The sequence below is a fragment of the Rugamonas sp. GW822-FHT03B10 genome, assembly GCF_058801745.1.
The window spans coordinates 59256-80673 of the sequence record NZ_JBXANP010000010.1 but is presented as its reverse complement, the minus strand read 5'-3'; the positions used below and the strand labels follow the sequence as shown (position 1 = coordinate 80673).

At 67.1% G+C, this 21418-nt stretch carries 22 protein-coding genes and 1 pseudogene; 14 read left to right on the top strand and 9 right to left on the bottom strand.

Annotated features, from left to right (window positions below; translation table 11 throughout):
- Positions 1-121 precede the first annotated feature (121 nt).
- Positions 122-364 (bottom strand): hypothetical protein, encoded by a 243-nt coding sequence (locus AC1RQG_RS17230; RefSeq protein ID WP_493133239.1) that lies wholly within the window; start codon positions 362-364, stop codon positions 122-124.
- Positions 365-547: 183 nt separating this feature from the next.
- On the opposite strand from AC1RQG_RS17230, the gene AC1RQG_RS17225 reads away from it, so the two are divergent.
- Positions 548-892 (top strand): ArsR/SmtB family transcription factor, encoded by a 345-nt coding sequence (locus AC1RQG_RS17225; protein ID WP_493133238.1) that lies wholly within the window; start codon positions 548-550, stop codon positions 890-892.
- Positions 882-1385, top strand: a complete 504-nt coding sequence (locus tag AC1RQG_RS17220; RefSeq protein ID WP_493133237.1) for an SRPBCC family protein — start codon at positions 882-884, stop codon at positions 1383-1385. The genes AC1RQG_RS17225 and AC1RQG_RS17220 overlap by 11 nt, the downstream gene beginning before the upstream one ends.
- A 19-nt stretch (positions 1386-1404) precedes the next feature.
- Here AC1RQG_RS17220 and AC1RQG_RS17215 read toward each other — a convergent pair whose 3' ends face one another.
- Complete coding sequence (locus AC1RQG_RS17215) at positions 1405-2337, bottom strand: AraC family transcriptional regulator (RefSeq protein ID WP_493133236.1); 933 nt, start codon at positions 2335-2337, stop codon at positions 1405-1407.
- Between the two features lie 93 nt (positions 2338-2430).
- Between AC1RQG_RS17215 and AC1RQG_RS17210 the strand changes: the two are divergent.
- From AC1RQG_RS17210 to lpdA, 6 genes and pseudogenes are all read left to right on the top strand, one after another.
- Positions 2431-3180, top strand: a pseudogene (locus AC1RQG_RS17210) (SDR family oxidoreductase); the annotation flags it as partial.
- Positions 3169-3600, top strand: coding sequence for an ester cyclase (locus AC1RQG_RS17205; RefSeq protein ID WP_493133331.1), 432 nt, complete (start codon positions 3169-3171; stop codon positions 3598-3600). The pseudogene AC1RQG_RS17210 and the gene AC1RQG_RS17205, both read left to right, overlap by 12 nt.
- 224 nt (positions 3601-3824) lie before the next feature.
- Positions 3825-5057: a 3-methyl-2-oxobutanoate dehydrogenase (2-methylpropanoyl-transferring) subunit alpha gene (locus tag AC1RQG_RS17200; RefSeq protein WP_493133235.1), complete on the top strand. Its 1233-nt coding sequence runs from the start codon at positions 3825-3827 to the stop codon at positions 5055-5057.
- A gap of 28 nt (positions 5058-5085) precedes the next feature.
- Positions 5086-6090: an alpha-ketoacid dehydrogenase subunit beta gene (locus AC1RQG_RS17195; protein ID WP_493133234.1), complete on the top strand. Its 1005-nt coding sequence runs from the start codon at positions 5086-5088 to the stop codon at positions 6088-6090.
- Between the two features lie 2 nt (positions 6091-6092).
- A complete protein-coding gene (locus AC1RQG_RS17190) occupies positions 6093-7487 on the top strand; it encodes a dihydrolipoamide acetyltransferase family protein (protein WP_493133233.1) in 1395 nt (464 codons plus the stop codon).
- 3 nt (positions 7488-7490) lie between these two features.
- The gene (gene lpdA, locus AC1RQG_RS17185) at positions 7491-8885 is read left to right on the top strand and encodes a dihydrolipoyl dehydrogenase (RefSeq protein ID WP_493133232.1); all 1395 of its coding nucleotides are present in this window, start codon (positions 7491-7493) and stop codon (positions 8883-8885) included.
- Between the two features lie 35 nt (positions 8886-8920).
- Here the strand turns inward: lpdA and AC1RQG_RS17180 are convergent, their stop codons facing one another.
- From AC1RQG_RS17180 to AC1RQG_RS17170, 3 genes are all read right to left on the bottom strand, one after another.
- Positions 8921-9952, bottom strand: a complete 1032-nt coding sequence (locus tag AC1RQG_RS17180) for a hypothetical protein (protein ID WP_493133231.1) — start codon at positions 9950-9952, stop codon at positions 8921-8923.
- 246 nt (positions 9953-10198) lie between these two features.
- Positions 10199-10603 (bottom strand): hypothetical protein, encoded by a 405-nt coding sequence (locus tag AC1RQG_RS17175; RefSeq protein WP_493133230.1) that lies wholly within the window; start codon positions 10601-10603, stop codon positions 10199-10201.
- 23 nt (positions 10604-10626) lie between these two features.
- Positions 10627-10983, bottom strand: coding sequence for a thiamine pyrophosphate-dependent enzyme (locus AC1RQG_RS17170; protein ID WP_493133229.1), 357 nt, complete (start codon positions 10981-10983; stop codon positions 10627-10629).
- Positions 10984-11207: 224 nt separating this feature from the next.
- Here AC1RQG_RS17170 and AC1RQG_RS17165 point away from each other — a divergent pair, with 224 nt between their 5' ends.
- Positions 11208-12806 (top strand): methyl-accepting chemotaxis protein, encoded by a 1599-nt coding sequence (locus AC1RQG_RS17165; RefSeq protein WP_493133228.1) that lies wholly within the window; start codon positions 11208-11210, stop codon positions 12804-12806.
- Here AC1RQG_RS17165 and AC1RQG_RS17160 read toward each other — a convergent pair.
- The 4 genes from AC1RQG_RS17160 to AC1RQG_RS17145 all read right to left on the bottom strand — a co-directional run bounded on the left by AC1RQG_RS17160 (position 12803) and on the right by AC1RQG_RS17145 (position 17089).
- Positions 12803-13651: a substrate-binding periplasmic protein gene (locus AC1RQG_RS17160; protein ID WP_493133227.1), complete on the bottom strand. Its 849-nt coding sequence runs from the start codon at positions 13649-13651 to the stop codon at positions 12803-12805. The two genes, AC1RQG_RS17165 and AC1RQG_RS17160, sit on opposite strands and share 4 nt — an antisense overlap.
- On the bottom strand, positions 13648-14022 hold the full coding sequence (locus tag AC1RQG_RS17155; RefSeq protein ID WP_493133226.1) for a c-type cytochrome: 375 nt from the start codon (positions 14020-14022) through the stop codon (positions 13648-13650). The genes AC1RQG_RS17160 and AC1RQG_RS17155 overlap by 4 nt, the downstream gene beginning before the upstream one ends.
- Before the next feature lie 78 nt (positions 14023-14100).
- Complete coding sequence (locus AC1RQG_RS17150; RefSeq protein ID WP_493133225.1) at positions 14101-15810, bottom strand: pyrroloquinoline quinone-dependent dehydrogenase; 1710 nt, start codon at positions 15808-15810, stop codon at positions 14101-14103.
- A 58-nt stretch (positions 15811-15868) separates the two neighbouring features.
- Positions 15869-17089, bottom strand: a complete 1221-nt coding sequence (locus AC1RQG_RS17145; RefSeq protein WP_493133224.1) for a hypothetical protein — start codon at positions 17087-17089, stop codon at positions 15869-15871.
- Between the two features lie 498 nt (positions 17090-17587).
- Here AC1RQG_RS17145 and AC1RQG_RS17140 point away from each other — a divergent pair, with 498 nt between their 5' ends.
- Genes AC1RQG_RS17140 through AC1RQG_RS17120 form a run of 5 tightly spaced genes read left to right on the top strand, consistent with a single transcriptional unit; the run spans position 17588 to position 21410 of the window.
- The gene (locus AC1RQG_RS17140; protein WP_493133223.1) at positions 17588-18598 is read left to right on the top strand and encodes a thiamine pyrophosphate-dependent dehydrogenase E1 component subunit alpha; all 1011 of its coding nucleotides are present in this window, start codon (positions 17588-17590) and stop codon (positions 18596-18598) included.
- 24 nt (positions 18599-18622) lie between these two features.
- Positions 18623-19672 carry an alpha-ketoacid dehydrogenase subunit beta gene (locus AC1RQG_RS17135; protein WP_493133222.1) on the top strand — a complete coding sequence of 350 codons (1050 nt, stop codon included), beginning with the start codon at positions 18623-18625 and terminating at the stop codon, positions 19670-19672.
- Positions 19669-19914, top strand: a complete 246-nt coding sequence (locus AC1RQG_RS17130) for a lipoyl domain-containing protein (RefSeq protein WP_493133221.1) — start codon at positions 19669-19671, stop codon at positions 19912-19914. Before AC1RQG_RS17135 ends, AC1RQG_RS17130 begins: the two co-directional genes overlap by 4 nt.
- A gap of 6 nt (positions 19915-19920) precedes the next feature.
- On the top strand, positions 19921-20628 hold the full coding sequence (locus AC1RQG_RS17125; RefSeq protein WP_493133220.1) for a 2-oxo acid dehydrogenase subunit E2: 708 nt from the start codon (positions 19921-19923) through the stop codon (positions 20626-20628).
- Complete coding sequence (locus AC1RQG_RS17120; protein ID WP_493133219.1) at positions 20628-21410, top strand: lipoate--protein ligase family protein; 783 nt, start codon at positions 20628-20630, stop codon at positions 21408-21410. The genes AC1RQG_RS17125 and AC1RQG_RS17120 overlap by 1 nt, the downstream gene beginning before the upstream one ends.
- The last annotated feature ends 8 nt before the right edge of the window (positions 21411-21418 follow it).

Here is a 21418-nt window from a genome sequence, read left to right as displayed (position 1 = left end):
TTACACCCGATTCGGCCGGACTGGGCAAGAGTGATTCAATTGAAATCTTGCCCAATGAAAATGCCCCGCCGGGCTGTGAAGCCGGGCGGGGCATGGATGATCGTCCTGCTATGCTTTGCCGTTACAGGTAGTTCAGGTCCAGGCCGAGCATGTTGCTGAAGGCGAAGGTGACGAACCCGAGAGCAAGGAGCACCACCATGAAGACTGCGGCCGCTTTGCCGCCCGCGCGCAGCACGGCGCGCGGCTCGTACATGACCTTGTCCTCCTTCTTGCCTTGATCGTAATGCCACTTGATGGCGTAGAACATGCCGATGCCGAGCACGATCACTTTGAATGTTGCTAAGAATATTGGGACCCAATTCATGATGTGGCGTCTTTCCTGATGATTGCCCGACTCGATCTGTCGCGATGGAAGCATAGTACCTAAAAACACTGGCCATTTCTTATGACAAAATGTCCCAGTTGAAACCAAGCAAAGCTGGAAAGGGTGTCATTTTTCTATCGAAAGGTGTTGCGTTCCCATTTTTTTGCGCCTATAGTTAGCCATATGGATAACTATTCGGTTGCGCTGGACGCGATCTTCCACGCGCTGTCAGACCCAACACGCAGGGCCGTGGTGCGCCGGCTCGGCGCGGGTCCGGCGACGGTCAGTGAATTGTCGGAACCGTTCGACATGGCGCTGCCATCGTTCATGAAACACATGCGGGTGCTGGAGGCGACCGGCCTGGTCAGCAGCAGCAAGAGCGGACGGGTGCGGACCTGCACGCTCGAGCAGGACAAGCTCGCCGCGGCCGAGCGCTGGTTCGAGGAGCAGCGGGCGCTTTGGTGCAGCCGGTACGAAAATCTGGACAACCTTTTGGAACAATTGCAAGGAGACGAGCATGGCAGCTAAGCTTCAATTCGATTTTGTGGTCGACAAGGAAAACAGCACGCTCACCGTGAGGCGGGAGTTCGCCGGCCCGCGCCAGTTGGTCTGGGACTGTCATACGCAGAGCGCTTTGCTCGACCGCTGGTTCGCGCCCAAGCCGCTGAGCACCCGGACCAAACACATGGCGTTCAAGGAGGGCGGCCACTGGCACTACGCCATGGTCACGCCCGATGGGCAGGCTTACTGGAGCCGCGTCGATTACCTGGCCATCCACCCGATCGACAGCTATGCGGCGCTCGACGGCTTCACCGATGAGACCGGCGTCGTCAACGTCGACATGCCGCGTTCGCGCTGGGACGTCACGTTCTCGGATCTGAGGGAACACACGCTGGTCACCACGGTCGTGCAGTACAACTCGCCGGAAGACGTGCAAAAGGTCATCGATATGGGCATGAAGGAGGGCATGGCCTCCACCCTCGAACGGCTCGATGAACTGTTGCTGACGCTGCGCGCGTGACACGCGCACGGTCAAGCCATCAGGCGGCAGCCGCTTCTTCCGGTTCGCTCTGCGCATAACGCCGGGGCGGCATGCCGACGTGCCGCGTGAATGCGACGCCGAACGCGCTGACCGAGCCATAGCCGACGCGCTCCGCGATGTCGGCGATCTTCAGTTCGCGGCGCCGCAACAGCTGCCTGGCGAGCGCCATGCGCCAGGCCAGCAGATAGGTCATCGGCGCCACGCCGACGGCCTGGCTGAAACGCTCGAAGAAGGCCGAACGCGACATAGCCGCCGCGCGCGCCAGTTGCGCGATGTTCCATGCGGCGGCGGGGTGCTCGTGCATGGCGCGCAGCGCGATCGCCAGTTTGGGGTCGGCCAACCCGCGCACGAGGCCGGCCGAGGCGCCGGTGTCCGCCGTCGACCTCAGCGCCTCGATCAGTAACACCTCAAGCAGCCGGGACAGCACAATGTCGCGCGCGGGCCGGTCGGCGCGCGATTCATCGCCCACCATCTGCACCAGCGTTGCCAGGCGCGGCACGCCGCGTATGTGCACGTATTGCGGCAACAGCGAGACGAGCAGGGCGGAATCGGGCGAACCAAACTCGCAATGACCAACGAGCATGCGCACATCGACCGGGCCTTGCGGATCGCCCACGCGCGCGCCGCCCGGCATCGGCGTGACCTGCGTGATGACCTCTTCATCGGGGCCGGGAGGTTGCCGGTCGAGGCTCGATGTCGAAAAGCTGCCGGCTGCGGGAACCAGGGCGAAGTCGCCTTCGTTCAGCGTGATCGTCTCGCTGTGCGTTGGTCCATCCACAGTCAGGTGGCAGCCGCCTTCCAGGACGACGAAATAGAAAGGGCGCCCGGTCGCGGTGCGGCGCACGGCCCACGGCGCCGACGCGACGACCAGCTTCGAGAACGGCGCGCCCGGCTGCAACAAGGTCACGACTTCTGCGAGTGGATCAATCATTGGACGATCTCAACAAAAATATGGACTTAAAAGTATAGCTGGTCCGGGTGCTTATCTCTATCGTACGGACTTCACCAACCCGATGGAGTTTTCATGTCCTCTGTGCCTGTTGTTCTTATCACTGGTTGCTCGTCCGGTTTCGGTCTTGAAACCGCGCGGCTCTTTCTCGACCGGGGCTGGCGTGTTGTCGCGACGATGCGCACGCCCGACGACAGCCTGCTGCCGAACGCGGAGCGCCTGCGCGTGCTGCCGCTCGATGTGACGGACGCGGACAGCATCCGCCACTGTCTTGAAGCGGCCGGCCCGATCGACGCGCTGGTTAACAACGCCGGTGTTGGCCTGCTGTCGCCGCTGGAGGACAGTACGGCGGCGAATATCCGCCAGGTGTTCGAGACCAACACGCTCGGCACGATCGCCATGACGCAGGCAGTGTTGCCGCAGTTTCGGCAGCGGCGTGCCGGTGTGGTCGTCAACGTGACGTCGAGTGTGACGCTCAAATCCCTGCCTTTGCTGTCGGTTTATACGGGCAGCAAGGCGGCGGTCAATGCGTTCACGGAATCGCTGGCGCTGGAGCTGGCGCCGTTCGACGTCCGCGTGCGGCTCGTGCTGCCCGGTCGCTCGCCGGAAACGCGCTTCGGCGACAACGCGCGCCGGCTGATGGGGCAGGGCGGGCACGCGGCCTACACTGAATTCCGGCAGCGCATGCTGGCCAATGTGCAGAACATCGATGCGCCCGTGACGCAGGCACGCGACGTCGCCGAGGCGGTGTGGCGGGCGGTGACCGATCCCGCCGCGCCGATGCGGCTGATGGCGGGGGCCGACGCGCTGGCAATGGCGGCGTCGCCGGAGGAGGACGACGGCGACCGCAAGGCGATAGTCGCGCGCTTCAACCGTGAAGTGATCGGGGAAGGCAACCGGGCGTCGTTCGACGCGCTGATGGCGCCGGATTTCGTCAACTGGTCGGCGCCAAGCGAGGCCCTGCGCGGCGCGGAAAACATGTGGCGCACGTTCACGACCGTGTTGCGGCCCGCCATCGGCGATCTGCAGGTGCACATCCATGAGCAACTGTGCGAGGGCGACAAAGTGATCACCCGGAAGACCATCTCGGGCAAGCACATCGGCGCGCTGCTTGGCGTCGAGGCGACGGGCAGGGAGATTGCGATCGATGTGATCGATGTCGTGCGCGTGCGCGATGGCCGCTATGTGGAGCATTGGGGTGTCAATACGCTGGCCGCCGCCGTCGCACAACTGCGGCAAGGTTGAACTTTTTTTGCAACCTTGATTTTCACGTCTTTTCCACCACTTTCCAGTGCGCATGCGCGCTGGAAATCATGTTACCCTAGCGTTGCTTTTGAGGAAAATTTTCGTGCCCGCTTTGCGTTCCGCAACGGGCGGTTCCACAGTCCAGGCAGCCCGCCGCTATCCGCAGCGGGCGCGCCGCGATTGACCACACCAAGTGCGACACCATCGCACATGAAGGAATCTGAATGAGCAAGGCTGAACCATTGCGCCTGCACGTGCCCGAACCGACGGGACGTCCAGGTTGCGCAACCGATTTTTCTTATCTCCGCCTGTCGCCGGCCGGCGCCGTGCGCCGTCCCGAGGTCGACGTGGCGCCCATGGATACGCGCGATCTGGCCTATTCGCTGATCAGCGTGATCGATGCCGAGGGCAACGCCGTCGGCCCCTGGGTGCCCCAAATCGACGTCGAGCTTGTGCGCAAGGGCTTGCGCGCCATGATGAAGACCCGCATCTTCGACAGCCGCATGCTGATGGCGCAGCGCCAGAAGAAGATGTCGTTCTACATGCAGAGTCTGGGCGAGGAGGCCATCGGCACCGCGCAGGCGCTGGCGCTGAATGTGGACGACATGTGCTTCCCCACCTATCGCCAGCAGAGCATCCTGATCGTGCGCGACTATCCACTGGTCGATATGATCTGCCAGCTGATGTCGAACGAGCGCGATCCGCTCAAGGGCCGGCAATTGCCGGTCATGTACTCGGTGAAGAAGGCGGGCTTCTTCTCCATCTCGGGCAACCTGGCGACGCAATACATCCAGGCCGTGGGCTGGGGCATGGCCTCGGCGATCAAGGGCGATACCAAGATCGCCTCCGCATGGATAGGCGACGGCGCCACGGCCGAAGCGGACTTCGACACCGGACTGACGTTCGCCCACGTGTACCGCGCGCCCGTCATCCTCAATGTGGTCAACAACCAGTGGGCCATCTCGACCTTCCAGGCTATCGCCGGCGGCGAGAACACCACCTTCGCCGCGCGCGGCGTAGGCTGCGGCATCGCGTCGCTGCGTGTCGATGGCAACGACTTCCTGGCTGTGTACGCGGCGTCGTGCTGGGCCGCCGAGCGGGCGCGCCGCAACCTCGGGCCGTGCCTGATCGAGTGGGTGACCTACCGCGCCGGTCCGCACTCGACGTCGGACGATCCGTCCAAGTACCGTCCCGGCGACGACTGGTCGCATTTCCCGTTGGGGGATCCGATCGCGCGCCTGAAGCAGTACCTGATCAAGGCCGGCGCGTGGTCCGAGCAGGAGCACGAGGAAACCCAGAAGCAGTTGGAGGCCGAGGTGCTGGCCGCGCAGAAGGAGGCCGAGCAGTACGGCACCATGGCCAGCGGCCACACCTTCAGTCCCGCTGAAATGTTCGATGGCATCTACAAGGAACTGCCTGAACATCTGCGCGTGCAACGTCAGCAACTGGGGATCTGAGATGGCGGAAAACATAACGAAAACATCGATGACGATGATCCAGGCGCTGCGTTCGGCGATGGACGTGATGATGGAGAAGGACGACAACGTCGTGGTCTTCGGACAGGACGTGGGCTATTTTGGCGGCGTGTTCCGCTGCACCGAGGGCCTGCAGAAGAAATACGGCACCTCGCGCGTGTTCGACACGCCGATTTCGGAAGGCGGCATCGTCGGCGTGGCCATCGGCATGGGCGCCTACGGCCTGCGGCCGTGCATCGAAATCCAGTTCGCCGACTACATCTATCCGGCGTATGACCAGATCGTGTCCGAGGCGGCGCGGCTGCGCTTCCGTTCGGCGGGCGATTTCACCGCGCCGATCACCATCCGCACGCCGTGCGGCGGCGGCATCTACGGCGGTCAGACCCACAGCCAGAGCCCGGAGGCCATCTTCGCCCACGTGTGCGGCCTGCGCACCGTGATGCCGTCCAATCCTTACGACGCCAAGGGCTTGCTGATTTCCTCGATCGAGAATGACGATCCGGTGATCTTCCTCGAACCGAAGCGCCTCTACAACGGGCCGTTCGACGGCCACCACGACAAGCCCGTGGTGCCGTGGTCGCAGAACCCGCTCGGGGAGGTGCCCGAGGGCTATTACACCGTCCCACTCGACAAGGCGGCCATTTTCCGGCCGGGCACGCAGCTGACCGTGCTCGCTTACGGCACCATGGTCTGGGTAAGCGAAGCGGCCGCGCGCGAGACCGGCATCGACGCCGAGATCATCGACTTGCGCAGCCTGTGGCCACTGGACCTGGAGACGATCGTCGCGTCGGTCAAGAAGACCGGCCGCTGCGTGGTGGTGCACGAGGCCACGCGCACCTGCGGCTTCGGCGCCGAACTGGTGTCGCTGGTGCAGGAACATTGCTTCTACCATCTGGAAGCGCCGATCGAGCGTGTGACGGGCTGGGATACGCCTTATCCGCATGCGCAGGAGTGGGCGTATTTCCCGGGGCCGGCGCGCGTGGGCGCGGCGTTCAAACGTACGGTGGAGGCATAACGATGGGTATTCACGTCATCAAGATGCCGGACATCGGCGAGGGCATCGCGGAAGTTGAACTGGTCATGTGGCATGTCAAGGTGGGCGACGCGGTCACGGAGGACATGGTGCTGGCCGATGTCATGACCGACAAGGCCACTATTGAAATTCCTTCGCCTGTGCACGGCACCGTGGCCATGCTCGGCGGCGCGGCGGGCCAGGTGATGGCCGTGGGGTCGGATCTGATCCATATCGAGGTGGAGGGCGCAGGCAACCAGAAGGCGCCGGGCGGCCAGTCAGCCGCGCCATCTGCGGCGCCGAATGCCGCGCCATCTGCCGCGCCGGCGACGCCGGCCGCTCCGGCGCCGGTGCCTGCGGCGCCGGTGGGGCGCGGGGCGGTTCCGGCGCATATCGCGGCAGCGCCAGCGGCATCTGCGGCACCAGTGGCGTCGCCGGCACCAGTGGCGTCGCCGGCACCGGCGATGTCGGCGTCCGCGTCCACGTCCGCTCCCGCGCGCGTGGCGCGCGCACCCGGCGAACGTCCGCTCGCGTCGCCGGCGGTGCGCAAGCGCGCATGGGACATGGGCATCGAGCTGCAGTTCGTGCACGGCAGCGGCCCGGCCGGCCGTATCCAGCACGCCGACCTGGACGCCTACGCCGCGCGCGGTGCGCAGGGCGTACCGTCCGCGTCGCCGCTGGCCGGCGGCTACCGCGAGATCCACACGGAACAGGCCATTCCGCTGGTCGGACTGCGGCGCAAGATCGCACAGAAGATGCAGGAGGCGAAGCGTCGTATCCCGCACTTCTCCTACGTCGAGGAGATCGACGTCACCGAGCTTGAGGCCCTGCGTGCGCGCATGAACGAGCAATGGGGCAAGGAGCGCGGCAAGCTGACGGTGCTGCCGTTGCTGGCCCGCGCCATCGTGGTCGCACTGCGCCAGTTCCCGCAGATGAATGCGCGCTTCGATGACGATGCCGGTGTCGTGACGCAGTACGGCGCCGTCCATCTGGGTGTGGCCACGCAGACCGATGCCGGGCTGATGGTGTCGGTGATGCGCCACGCCGAGGCGCGCGACCTGTGGTCGTGCGCGGCGGAGATCGGGCGGCTTGCCGAGGCCGCGCGCACCGGCAAGGCCACGCGCGACGAGTTGTCCGGTTCGACCATCACCATCTCCAGCCTGGGCGCCCTGGGCGGCATCGTCTCCACGCCGGTGATCAATCATCCCGAAGTGGCCATCATCGGCGTCAACAAGATCGTGGAGCGGCCGATGGTGCGCCAGGGTGGGCTGGTCATCCGCAAGATGATGAACCTGTCCTCCTCGTTCGATCACCGCGTGATCGACGGCATGCACGCGGCCCAATTCGTACAAGCCATCCGCGCCTTGCTGGAATGCCCAGCGATGCTCTTTGTGGAGTAACAGATGAACCAACACACAACGACACTGCTGGTGATCGGCGGCGGTCCTGGCGGCTATGTGGCGGCCATCCGCGCCGGCCAGCTCGGTATCGCCACCACGCTGGTGGAAGCCGCTGAACTGGGCGGCACCTGCCTGAACGTCGGCTGCATCCCGTCGAAGGCACTGATCCACGCCGCCGAGGAATTCGACAAGGCCAGTCATTACGCCAGCGGTTCGGCGCTTGGCATTTCCGTGCAATTGCCGCGCATCGACATCGGCCAGACCGTGCTGTGGAAGGACGGCATCGTCGGGCGCCTGACCGGCGGCGTGGCGGCACTACTGAAGAAAAGCGGCGTGCGCGTCGTCAAGGGATGGGCCAATATCGTCGATGGCAAGACCGTCGAAGTGATCCGCGACGGCGAGAGCCCGCAGCGCATCGGCTGCCAGCACCTGCTGCTGGCCACGGGATCGTCCGCCGTCGAATTGCCGTTCATGCCGTTCGGCGGGAAGGTGATCAGCGCCACGCAGGCGTTGTCGCCCAAGACCGTGCCGGACAACCTTGTGGTGGTGGGGGCCGGGTATATCGGCCTTGAACTCGGCATCGCCTATGCGAAGCTGGGGGCGCAAGTGCACGTGGTGGAGGCGCAGGAGTGCATCCTGCCCGCCTACGACGCGGAGTTGAGCCGTCCGGTGGCCAATACGCTCAAAGGTCTGGGTGTGGAAACCAGCCTTGGTAGTTCGGTGCTGGGCCTGGACGGGGAAGGCGCGGTGCACATCCGCAATGCGGCCGGCGAAGAGCTGTCGCTGGCGGCGGATCAGGTGTTGGTCGCCGTTGGCCGGCGTCCGAACACGCGTGGCTTTGGCCTGGAAAAACTGCGCATCGACATGGATGGCCACTTCATCAAGGTCGATGACCAGTGCCGCACCTCGATGCACGACGTGTGGGCCATCGGCGATGTGACCGGCGAACCGATGCTGGCGCACCGCGCCATGGCCCAAGGTGAAATGGTGGCCGAGATCATCAGCGGCAAGCGCCGCCATTTCAGCCCGGCGGCCATCGCGGCCGTGTGCTTCACCGATCCGGAGGTGGTGGCGGTGGGCGCCACGCCCCAGCAGGCGCGCGCGCAGGGCATCGATTGTATCGACGCGCTGTTCCCGTTCGCGGCGAACGGGCGCGCCATGTCGCTCGAAGCCAAGGATGGTTTCGTGCGGGTGGTGGCGCGGCGCGACAACCACCTGATCGTCGGCTGGCAGGCGGTCGGCAAGGCCGTGTCGGAGTTGTCCGCCGCGTTCGCCCAGTCGATCGAGATGGGGGCGACGCTGGAAGACGTGGCCGGCACCATCCATGCGCATCCGACCTTGGGCGAGGCGATCCAGGAGGCGGCGCTGCGTGCTCTGGGGCACGCGCTGCACATCTGATGACTGGGCTGGCGCGCGGCGACGAAGCGCCATCGTCAGACATCGAGTCGAATGTCGGTGGTCGCCGCATGGACGAAGCGCGGATATTCGCGCGAGGCGTCGATGCAGCCACCCTCGGCATAGACACCCTTCGGGTCGCGCATGCGCATCATGCGCGCCACGATGGCGTCGACCTCCTCGGCGCCGGCCAGTGAACGCTGGACCCGGTCATTGACCTCCTGCTCGTTCATCCGAGGCTCGCCCTCGTCGTCCACGTAGACGCCGTGGCGCCAGTGGTAAACCTCCAGGCACTTGCGTTCCAGTGTGTAGGGCGCGTCCGGCTGCCAGAAGTTCGAGAACAGGCCGCCGCCCAGGTAGATGACCCAGGAGCCCTCGTAGCCGCTGATGTCGGACGACGCGGCGTCCGGGTTGCGGAACCAGACCCGGTCGCCCGGCACGTAGTAGCGCGCTGGCACCGGCTGCTCGATCGAGCCATGCTCGACCAGGAAGGCTTCATGGAACGCGCCCGACATGATGGCCTTGCGTTCCCAGCGCTGCTGGAGTCGTCGCAACATTTCTGGGTTGGACTGCGCCAGCTCGCGCGCCAGGCCCAGCAGGATCACGTACTCGGTGGCGCGGTAGCAGGAGAAGGCGTAGCGCGGGCCGGCCGGCGCCGGCTGCGTGGTCCGGACCAGTGCCTCGATGAGCGGCACGCCCGGGCGGATCGTGAAGCCCAAGTCCTCCGAATAGTTCCAGCAATCCCGGGGACGTTCGATCGCCCGCGTGTCGAAGGCGAGCTGCGTGCGGGCCGCGGCCTCGGCGATGTGGCGCCGCGTGCGTACGGAGGACTCGAACTCGGCCCAGTCGGGGAAGGCCAGCGTCAAAGGCGAAGCCAGGAGCGCGGCCAGAATCTCGCGTTCGAGCGCCGGCGTGCCGGACGCCTGGGCGGGCGCCAGCCGCGCCGCGATCTGCAGCGTGTCGGCGCCGGCGGCGATGCGCGTCGCGACATTGCCTTTCAGGGCCAGGTGCAGGCCGGCCTGCGTCTCGTTCAGTTCGACGGCGTCGGCCAGTTCAAGCCGTTCGAGCATCCGGGTTACGTGGTGGAGCGTGTCGCACGTGGTTGTGCGGATATTCACGCCGGGCTTAGCCTGCGGCGCTGTTGCAAATGGCGTGTGCATGCCATCCTCGATGTTGTTGCCGATGGCGCGGAGAGGCGATGGCGCCGCTGGACTGCGGGCGATAAGGACCGCTCGCCCGAACAGCTGGCGCCGTGCCTGACTCTCGCGCGCCAACGGCTGCGTTTGTGTTGTCTGACGCTCGGGAGCGTCAACGGATCAAGGCAAGGAGGAGGCGGGGTGCCTGGGGGGCTCGAAGATGGCGAACACCAGCCCCCATTCCGGGAGCGCGGTGATCGCGATCGCCAGCGCGCCGCCGTTCGGGCGGGCCAGCCAGTCCGTCGAGATGGTGGGGACGAAGATTCCGCTCAGATGCAGGAACAGATTGAGTAAGTTGACATGGTGCGCGGTGAGCGCGGTCGCGATGTGATGCCCATCCGCGGCGGCACGGGCCATCGGTGCGGTCTCGTGGTCATGCCGTACCACGTTGGCATAGAACTCAGCGCGCTGCAGCGCCGCGCGCACGAAGATGCGACTCCCCGCCAGCGGCGTGAGCACCACAAAGCACATCAGTAGCAGCACTACCGCGCGCAGACTGCGTTTGCGTTGAGTCAGGAAGAGCATCGGGTAAAAGTAAGCGAGGCCGGTTAGGCTTTCGTGGAGCCAACTGGATATTCTACGTGATTTCGCTCCTGTATTCCAGCTCGCTGGGGTAGTTGAGGCTGTGCACGAGGCGCACTTTGCATGGCCTCTTTGCTGCTGCCGGATCCTGGTCCCGCCGTTGGGTGGGGCGTCGGCCAGGGCCCGTATTTGTTGTCCTCGCAGTTGAACACCGGCGGCAGCTTCCGCACGGCGGCCAGGTTCAGCGATTCATGGAATGCGCCTTGGTTGGCCGCGCTCTCGCCGAAGAAGGCGATCGCGACCCAGTCCTTGTCCAGCTCGCGCGCGGCAAAGGCGGCGCCGCAGGCCTGGGGCGCGTTGGCGCCGACGGTGCCGCTATCCATTGTCTTTTTGGTATGGCGTGACGGGCGTGGTCAATCGCACGCCCCCGCGCCGATATCGGTCCGGATATCGGCAGGCCGAAATTATTCATTAGTTCCACCTGTCGACACTCGCTACGATGGCCGGAATGCGGCAGAAGTGTGGCATGGCCGCCTGGGCAGGCCCCGACGCTGCGCCCCTGGCACTGCTCTGTGCTGATCATCCTGAATGTCTTGCTGGCGGAATAATGAAAAATATAAAGACTCGCACCCGTTTGGCCGCTGGTTTCGGCGCCGTGTTGTTGTTGATGTTGTTGGTGGCAGGGATAGGCATCTGGCGCCTGCAAGCGGTGGCTGAAGCGACGCGCGCCATGATCCAGACTTCGCTGGCCAAGGAACGCCTGATCAGCGATTGGGATGCCGTGACCAACGCGGCGGTCGCGCGGACCACGGCGGCCGCCAAGAGCAACGACCCCAGTCTGATCGCCTATTTCGACACGGCCACCCACGAGGCCGCCGCCCGCTCCGCAGCGCTGCAGCAGAAGCTGGCCGGGCTGTTGGCCTCACGCGAAGAAAAGGCATTGTTTGCCGAGCTGGTCGCCAGTGGCGCCGTTTATCAATCGTCGGGCAAGGAAGTGTTCCAGCTGCGCACGGACGGCCGCCTGTTCCAGGCCCGCACGGTGTTCGAGAGCAACTATCTGCCCGGCGCCAAAAAATACCTGCTGCAGATGCGGCAGTTGCTGGCGCTGCAGCGCGCCGCCATCGACGCCACCAGCGCCGACATCGACGCGACCTACCGCAACGGCCGCACGCTGCTGTTGCTGCTGAGCGCGGCGGCGGTGATCTGCGGCATAGGTGCGGCGCTGCTGCTGACCCGCATGCTACTGCGCCAGCTGGGCGGCGAACCCGATTACGCGCGCGCCGTGGCCCAGCGCATCGCCGCCGGCGACCTGGGCGGCGAGATCACCGTGCGACCTGGCGATACGGCCAGCCTGATGCACGGCATGAAGCACATGCGCGAAAGCCTGGTGCAGATCGTGTCGCAGGTGCGCAGCGGTACCGAACTGATCGCAGCCGCCGCCATCGAAAACGCGGCCGGCAACCAGGACTTGTCTGACCGCACCGAGCGCCAGGCCAGTTCGCTGGAGGAGACGGCGGCCTCGATCGAGGAACTGACGGCCACCGTCAAGCGCAACGGCGAGCACGCGCGCCAGGCCAATCAGATGGCGATCAGCGCCTCCGGCGTGGCGGAGGAGGGCGGCGCCGTGGTGGCCGACGTGATCGAGACGATGACTGCGATCCATGCCTCGGCAAACAAGATCGCCGACATCACGTCCGTCATCGACGGCATCGCCTTCCAGACCAATATTCTCGCACTGAACGCCGCCGTGGAAGCGGCCCGCGCCGGTGAGCAGGGCCGTGGTTTTGCCGTGGTCGCAGCCGAGGTGCGCAACCTGGCGCATCGTTCGGCCACCGCAGCCAAGGAAATTAAGGCGCTGATCGGCGATTCCGTGGACAAGGTGGAAAGCGGCAGCCGGCTCGTCGGTCAGGCCGGCGCCACGATGGGCAAGATCGTCGACAGCGTGCGGCGCGTGGCCGACATCATGGTGGCGATCACGGCGGCCGGCGGCGAGCAGGAGCGCGGCATAGACCATATCTGCGTGGCGGTCACGGAGCTGGAGAACGTGACGCAGCAAAACGCGGCGCTGGTGGAGGAGGCCGCCGCCGCCGCCGAGACGCTGCAGTCGCAGGCCGACGGCCTGGCGCGGACGGTCGATGTGTTCCGGCTCGGCCATGCCCATGGCGGCGCGATGGCGGCTATACCGCAGCGCAGCGCATCGAGCTAACCGTTGCGTGCCACCCCATGGCGCGCGGCGGGAGCGGGCGGCGGCGCGTCGATGCCGTACTTCGCCAATATCGCCGCGATCACGCCGTCATCGCGCAACTGGCGCATGACCGCGTCGATCCGGTGCAGCGTCGCCAGGTTGGTCCGCCGCAGGGCGATCGCGACATCGAACCGCAGTCCGGGCGCGTCGAGCACGTCAGCGACACCGACCAGCGCGGTCGTCGGATGGTTGCGCCGGTACCATCCGTAGCCGATCTGCGAGACCACGCCGGCGTCGGCCTGGCCGCCTTGCACCGCTTCCAGGATCTCGGCGTCGTTGTGGAAGCGCACCCACACCGGCACGCCGGCCTCGTTGAGCACCTGGTGCGCCACCGATCCGCTGGGCACGGCGACATGGCCACGGCGCAGGGCTTCCAGCGATGGCGCCCCGGCCGGCTGGCGCGGATAGACCAGCAGCGAGGCGACCCGCATGTACGGTATCGTCAGCAGCCGTGGCCTCAGTTTGTCGAGGTCGCCGCCGTCGCGCTCCGTTTCCTCCCCGGGCGCGGGGGCGCCCATCACGGCGTCGCATGCGGTGAACCTGATCTGCTCGCTGGAGGCGAGCCAGACCACCTCCAGTTCCAGCCCCAGCGCCTTTGCGATCTCGGCGGCGATCTCGAGATAGAAGCCGGGCGCGGCGCTGTCGTTGCGCGAGTACGGCAGCGCGTTGTCGGCCGCGCAGACCGAAAAGTGGTGGGAGGCGATCATCGCGTCGAGCGGACGGGCGGCGGCCGCGCCCGTCCACAGCGCGAAGGCCCCCAGCAGGCAGGCATGGCCGAACCAGCGGCCCGGACGGGGGGCGCTCATTTCTTCGGACCGACGTCGCGCAACGACAGGATGTAGCTGCCGAGTTCCCAGATCTCCTGCTCGGAGAAAGCTGCCTTCCACGCCGGCATGAGCAGGCTGCCGCGCGTCTTGCCGTTGCTGATGGTCTGGAAAAGATACTCGGGGGTCAGGTCGTGGCGGCCTTGCAGGGCCGCGCCTTTGCCGCCGGAGCCTTGATTGCCGTGGCAATAGACGCAATTCTGGTTGAAGCGCTTGGCGCCGGCCGCGATGGTGGCGGGGTTGTCCAGGTCCGGGCGCTGCGGGGCGTCGGCGAGGGCGGGGCGGGGCGCCGCGGCGGCGGCGAACAGCAGCGGCATCAGGCCGCGCTGGATCGAAGTGGGGATGCTGCGCATGGGGTGACTCCTGTCGTGGGTGATCGTCGATGGGGTGGCGGGCCATAGGCGGGCGGCCGGGGCCGCCCGCCATGGGGCTTAATCCAGAGCAAACACGACCATCGCGGCGCCGCCGGTCAGGTCCTTGATTTTGGGGAAGGCGCTGGCCATGAAACCGGGCGCCAGCGAGCCCCAGCCACTGGGCACGGCGATGTACTGCTTGCCGTCGACGGCGTAGCTGATGATGCCGGCGCGGATGCCCGAGCCGGTCTGGAACTTCCACAGTTCGGCGCCGTTGTCGGCGTCATAGGCGTGGACGTAGCCGGCCGGGTCGCCGTTGAACACCAGGCCGCCGGCCGTCGTCAGCACGCCGCCCAGGCCGGGGATCGGATACTTCACGCTCCATTTCAGCTTGCCGGTCAGCGGGTCGCGCGCGTCCAGCCGTCCCTCGGCCGGCTGGCCGGGCGGCGCCACGGCCTCCAGCTTGTCGACCCCCAGATAGAGCGAGGCGATGCCCATGCCCTTGGTCTCCTGCTTGCCCGGCACCACTGTTTCGCACACCTCCATCGCGTTGGTGTACCACAGGCCCGTCTTCGGGTTGTAGGCGCCGGGGTTCCAGCTGCGGGTGCCCAGCAGATACGGGCACAGCACGCTTTCCTTGCCGGCCGGGAGCTCCTTGCGGCCGATCAGCTCGCCCGTCTTGGGATCGATGGTCTTGACGAAGTTGTAGGTCTGGCTCAGCGGCCACACGTTCTCGAGTTTGCCGTCGGCCTTGTCCATCACGAACACGAAACCGCTCTTGTTGAGGTGGACGATGACGTCCTTGCCGTCCTTCTTGAGGATCAGCGCCTCGTAGGCCGAGTCGTAGTCGAAGGTGTCGTGCGGGATCTCCTGGCGGTGCCATTTGAGCTTGCCGGTCTTGGGCTCCAGGGCCAGCAGGGTGGCCGTGTACAGGTTGTCGCCCTTGCGGCCGTCGCCGTAGAAATCGGGCGCGGCGTTGCTGGTGCCGATGAACACGGTGTCGGAGGCCGCGTCGTAGGTGCCCGGCAGCCAGGCGCCGCCGCCGGCCACCTCGCCGGTGTCGCCCGGCCAGCTCTTCGGATCGTCGCGGATGGTGTCGAAGGTCCACATCTTCTCGCCGGTGATGGCGTTGACGGCGTAGATCTTGCCCCGCTGCGGCTGGTCGCCGCCGGTGGAGCCGCCGATCAGGACGTCGCCGGCCAGGATCGGGGACGAGGAGAACAGGCAGCCGAAGCACTTCTTGAGGTCGGTCAGCTGGGTCGACCACACCTCCTTGCCCGTCTTTTCATTGATGGCGACGAAGCGGCCGTCCATGGTGCCCAGGTAGATGTTGCCGTGCCCCATGGTCAGGCTGCGGCTCAGGGTGGCGTAGAAGCTCTGGGACGAGACCGGATCGAGCTTGGGCTGGTAGGCCCACAGGCGCTCGCCGGTGGCGGCGTTGAGGGCGAACACGTTGTTGTTCGGCGCCACGTAGTACATCACGCCGTCCTTGACCAGCGGGGTCGAGATCAGGCCGGCGGTGATGTCGCCGGGCTGGTGTATCCACGCCGTCCTGAGCTTCTTGACGTTGCTCTTGTTGATCTGTCCCAGCGGCGAATAGCGCCAGGCGTTCGAGGTGCGGTGGTACTGGGTCCAGTTGTCCGGGTCGGCGTCGCCGGGGCCGGCGATCGCATGGGCCACGGCGCCGGCCGGCGCCGGCGCGCTGAGGGTGGCGGCGGCGATGATGGCGACGGCGGCCATCGGCCACAGGGTGGCGGGGTGCAGGGACTTGCGCAGGGGGTGGTTCATTTGTCTTCTCCGGTGATGATGTGGTGTTTGCTCTTGTTGGTCTGGTGCTCGGGGACGGTCACCACATGAAGCGCGCGCCGACGGTCGCGTAGTTGGTGTCGGTGCTGGTGTTGAACACGGGATTGCGGCTGAACCGCGAATTGGCCAGTTCGCCGTACGTGGTCAGGTATTGGTTGACGGCGTAGTAGACGCCGACGATGTTGGAGCGGGCCACGTGGCCGGGCGTGGCGGCCGTGTCGTCGATGGTGGTGCGGCCGTAGCTGTAGCGCAGCGACAGCGCGGGCGTCGGGTGGTACACGAGCTGGGTGAACAGGCCCCGGCTCTTGCGCTCGCGGCCGTCGGCGTCGAGCGCGTCCAGGTCCTGCATCAGCAGCGAGCCCAGGCCCTTGGCGCTGAAGCCGGACAGGTGGAAGTTGAAGGCGCCCAGATCGACCGTGGTACCGGCGGACACGCCGGAGGTCGTCACCTGGTCGCTGGCGCATGGCATGCCGGCGGCCGTCTTGCAGTCCTGCGCGCGCTGGTAGGTGGCGTCCGCGTACAGCTTGACCTTGGCGTCGCCCAGTTGCGGTTTGAAGTAGACGCCGGCCTCGACGCGCGGCGAGGTGGTCTGGTCGGCGCCGCTGCCGACGAACACGTTGCGGATCTGGCTCGGATCGTAGATGCCGACGGAGAAGGTCAGCGGCTCGCTTTGTGGCGAGTTGTAGCGCACGCCGGCGTTGAAGTTGGTGTACAGATAGCCGGCGTTGAAGGTGGCCGCCAGCGCGTTGGTGGTGTTGACGTTGTCGTAGCCGGTCAGGCCGCCGGCCAGCACCGAGGCGTCGGCCAGCACGGCCTCGCCCTGGTAGATGCTGTAGGCCTTGCCGAAGATGACCTCGCCCCAGCTGGCCGCCGCCTTGCCCCAGATCTCGCGCGGGTCCAGCGCCTGGGCGCCCGTGTTGCCGACGTTGCCGGCGTTGCGGAAGTTGCCCTCGCCCGACTGGGCGTTGATGTACAGGCCCACGCGGCTGCTGAAGGTCACACCGTCGACGGCCGGCGCGGTGACGTTGAACGCGATCAGGCTGGGCGTGGTGCCCGAGGTGATGCGGAAGCCGGTGGTGTCCTTGGTCTCGCCGTTCTGCTTGTGGGCTTGCACGATGATCCAGCCGTCCGTGCCGAATTTCCAGCCGGACGGCGTTTCGAATTCCACGGCCGCGCCGGCCTGGCTGGCGATGGCGGCGCCCACCAAGACGGTCAGGGCCTTCCGTTGGATTGCGGTGCTGCTGCTGATTCCTTTTCTCACGACATCTCCTTGAGTTTTTTTTTGGTTCCCCGAGCATGGGCTGCGGAGGTGGGCCGTTCCGTCGGTGCGCCCGCGTGGCGGACGGCTGCGGCGGTGTCGGCCAGCAAGCACTGAGCAAAATCGGTGCCACTTGCAAAAAAGGATGCGCGGCGGCGCTGCCGCGCTCTGGGCGGGCCGCTGCGGGGGCGGGGCGCGGCGCCGCGCGGCGGAGACAGGTGTCGCACGGCGCCCCGGCCCCTTGCGACAGATGGCGCCGCCATGCCGCCGCGCGGCGGCCCCGGCGGCCCGGCGGCGGCCGTCGCCACGGCGGCGGAGTTTGGTCCGCGCGAGCCGCAACACCAGTGCTGGCGCGGCCTGGCGGCCCGTTGCCGCCTGCGCCGCAGCGCGCCGCCGGCCGGGTGGCATTGATTTTGCTGAATGCCGGTAAGCCGAGTCAGCCGCATGCGCGCCGCTGGCGACGCGCCGTGCCACCAAAATTCTTGAAGGAGACCTGCACTTATGAAACCGACACCGCAACATTTATTGTGGATGTACGAAAAGATGATCGAGATTCGTGAATACGAAGAGACGATGTCCAAGGTATATCTGGAAGGCAAACTGCCGCCCAAGATCCAGAAGGGCCTGGCCTTCGATATCGGCGCCGGCCCCGTGCCCGGTGAAATGCACCTGGCCGCCGGCCAGGAGCCGGTGGCCGTGGGCGTGTGCGCCCACCTGGGCGCCGACGACAGCGTGGTGGGCGCGCACCGCTCGCACCATTTCGCCATCGCCAAGGGCGTGCCGCTGGACGCCATGACGGCCGAGCTGTTCGGCAAGGTGACGGGCCTGGGCCGGGGCAAGGGCGGCCACATGCACCTGTTCCACCCGCCCACCAAGTTCTCGTGCAGCGGCATCGTCGGCGCCAGCGCGCCCCAGGCCTGTGGCGCCGCGCTGGCCGCGCGCAAGCTGGGCAAGGACTGGGTCGCGATCGCCTTCTTCGGCGAGGGCGCCGCCAACCAGGGCGCGTTCCACGAATCGCTGAACCTGGCCGCCGTGTGGAAGCTGCCGGTGGTGTTCATCTGCGAGGACAACAAATACGGCATCTCGGTGGAGAAATCGGTGTCGACGGCCGTGGCGTCGAACGCGGTGCGGGCGGCCGCCTACGACATGCCGGGCGTGCTGGTGGAGCGCAACGACGCGGTGGCCGTCTACGAGGCGGCGGGCGAAGCGATCGCCCGCGCCCGGCGCGGCGAGGGCCCGAGCCTGATCGAAGTGCAGACCGACCGCTACTTCGGCCATTTCCAGGGCGACCCCGAGACCTACCGCGCCAAGGACGAGGCGGCCAACCTGCGCAAGGGCGACCCCATCGTCCGCCTGGGCGCCGAGCTGCGCGGCGCCGGCCTGCTGGACGACGATGCCGACCAGGCGCTGCGCCAGCGCATCGGCGCGCGCGTCGAGGCGGCTTACGCGTTCGGCCGCGGCAGCGCCTATCCGGCGCCGGACGAGGCCCTGCTGCACGTGTTCGCCGACTAACCGCATCCACCACAGGAGATTGATATGCAAAGCAGTAACCAACGCACGCTCACCATGGCGCAGGCGATTTCGGAAGCCATCGGCCAGGAGATGGAGCGCGACGCCTCCGTGTTCGTCATGGGCGAGGACATCGGCAAATACGGCGGCATCTTCAGCGCCACCAGCGGCCTGCTGGAGCGCTTCGGCGCCGAGCGCATCATGGAGACGCCGATCTCGGAGACGGCCTTCATGGGCGCCGCGCTCGGCGCCGCCGCCGAGGGGCTGCGCCCGATCGCCGAACTGATGTTCGTCGACTTCTTCGGCGTGTGCTTCGACCAGATCTACAACCACATGGCCAAGAACAGCTACATGTCGGGCGGCGCGCTCAAGCTGCCGATCGTGGTCACGACCGGCATCGGCGGCGGCTACAACGACGCGGCCCAGCACTCGCAATGCCTGTACGCCAGCTTCGCCCACATGCCGGGCCTGAAGGTGGTGGTGCCGTCGAACGCCTACGACGCCAAGGGCCTGATGACGCAGGCCATCCGCGACAACAACCCGGTCATCTTCTGCTACCACAAGGGCATCATGGGCCTGTCGTGGATGTCCTACTTCGAGGGCAGCACCAACGAGGTGCCGCGCGAAGCCTACGCCATCCCGTTCGGCCAGGCCCGCGTGGCGCGCGCGGGCGAGGACGTGACCATCGTCACGCTCAGCCAGATGGTGCAGAAGTCGCTGCTGGCGGCCGAGCAGCTGGCGGAGGAGGGCATCTCCGTCGAGGTGATCGACCTGCGCACCATCGTGCCGCTGGACCGCGACAGCGTGCTGCGCTCGGCGGCCAGGACCGGCCGCGTGCTGATCGCCGACGAGGACTACCTGAGCTTCGGCCTGTCCGGCGAGATCGCCGCCACCATCGCCGAGCACCTCGACACGGTGCGCCTGCGCGCGCCCGTGCGCCGCCTGGCCGTGCCGGACGTGCCGATTCCGTTCAGCCGGCCGCTGGAGCAGGCCGTCATTCCCCAGGTCGGCAACATCGTCGACCAGGTCCGCGCGCTGATGCGCGCCACACTCAACGAACAAGGAGCAGCAGCATGACGGACGTATTGATGACGGGCGATGTATGGGACGACGTGGAACCGGGCACGGAAGCCCTGCTGCAGGACTGGCAGGTGAAGGAGGGCGACCAGGTGGCGGCCGGCCAGGTGCTCGTGTGCGCCGAATTGGTCAAGACCACCCATGAGATCACGGCGCCGGTGGCCGGCCGCGTGGTCGCCCTGCTGGCGGCCGAGGGCGACACCATCGGCCCGGCCACCGTGCTGGCCCGCCTGGAGGAGTAGCCCATCATGAGCCAAGCTACCGTGGCGGCGCCGGCGCCCGCCGCCCGCAACACCATCGCGCTGGCCGGCATGCGCGCCGCCATCGCCCGCAACATGGAGGCCGGCTGGCGCGTGCCGCGCGTGGCCCAGTCGATCGAGGTCGACGTCGCGGCCGTCGAGCGGCTGCGCGCCGCCTGGCCCGCCGGGCAGGACGGGCCGCGCCCCAGCCTGACGGCCTACGTGCTGCGCGCCGTGGCGCTGACGCTGCGCGACCATCCGCGCCTGAACGCCCGCATGCTCGACAAGGAGATCGAGCTGATGCCGGAGATCAACCTCGGCCTGGCTGTCAGCCTCGACGAGGGACTGATGGTGCCCGTGCTGCGCCGGGCCGACGCCAAGAGCGTGGCCGAGCTGGCCGACGAGGCGCGCACGCTGGCGGCCGGCGCCCGCGCCGGCACGCTGGGGGCCGGCCTGTACCAGCGCGGCACGTTCACCGTGACCAACCTGGGCACGACCGGCATCGACAGCTTCACGCCCATCATCAACGCGCCGCAGGTGGCCATCCTCGGCATGACCCGGGTGGCCGTCCGGGCCGTGGTGCGGGACGGCGCCATCGTCGCCGCGCCCATGATGGGCCTGCACCTGGTGTTCGACCACCGGGCCGTGGACGGCTACCCGGCGGCGCTGTTCCTGACCGACCTGCAGCGCCGACTGGAAACCGCCGAGGGCTTGTGATGGACGCCAAGATCGTGTTCGTCGACACCGTCACGCAGCAGCAGGAACAGCTGTGGAACGCGGCCCAGCTGGCCCGCCCGGTCACCGAGCCGAGGCTGCGGCTGTGGACCTACCGCGTGCCCGGCGTGGTGCTGGGCTGCTCGCAGGCGGCCCTGCGCGCGCGCATCGACAGCCGGCACGCGCTGGCCGCGTCGGTCGTGCAGCGCGGTTCGGGCGGCGGCGCCGTGCTGACGGGGCCGTGGATGGTGAGCGCGTCGATCGTGCTGCCGCCCGACCATCCGCTGATGGCGCACGGCACGGTGGCGAGTTACCGCTGGCTGGGCGCGCTGCACGCGGGCCTGCTGCGCGACGCCGGCATCCGGGCCCACGCCATCGCGCCCGAGGAGGTGCGCCTGCACCAGGCCGACGCGCGCCTGAAGTGGGCCTGCTATGGCGGCTTGTCGCCGTGGGAGGTGGTGGTCGGGCAGCGCAAGATCGTCGGCCTGGCCCAGCTGCGCAGGCGCACCGGCGTGCTGATCACGTCGGGGACGCTGATCGCCCGGCCCGACTGGAGCCTGCTGTGCGACGCGCTGGGCCAGCCCGGCGACGCCGGCCTGCTCGGCGAGTGCACCACGTCCTACGCCGAGCAGCTGGGCGCGCCCGTCATGGCCGAGGTGCTGGCCGAGCGCCTGCACCACATGCTCACCGACGTGCTGGGCGCGGGCTCGGACGCGGCCCTGCACCGCCACAGTCCCTTGCCGGCGGCGGGCGGCGGGCCGGCCCTCAATGTATTTCAACATTAACCATGACG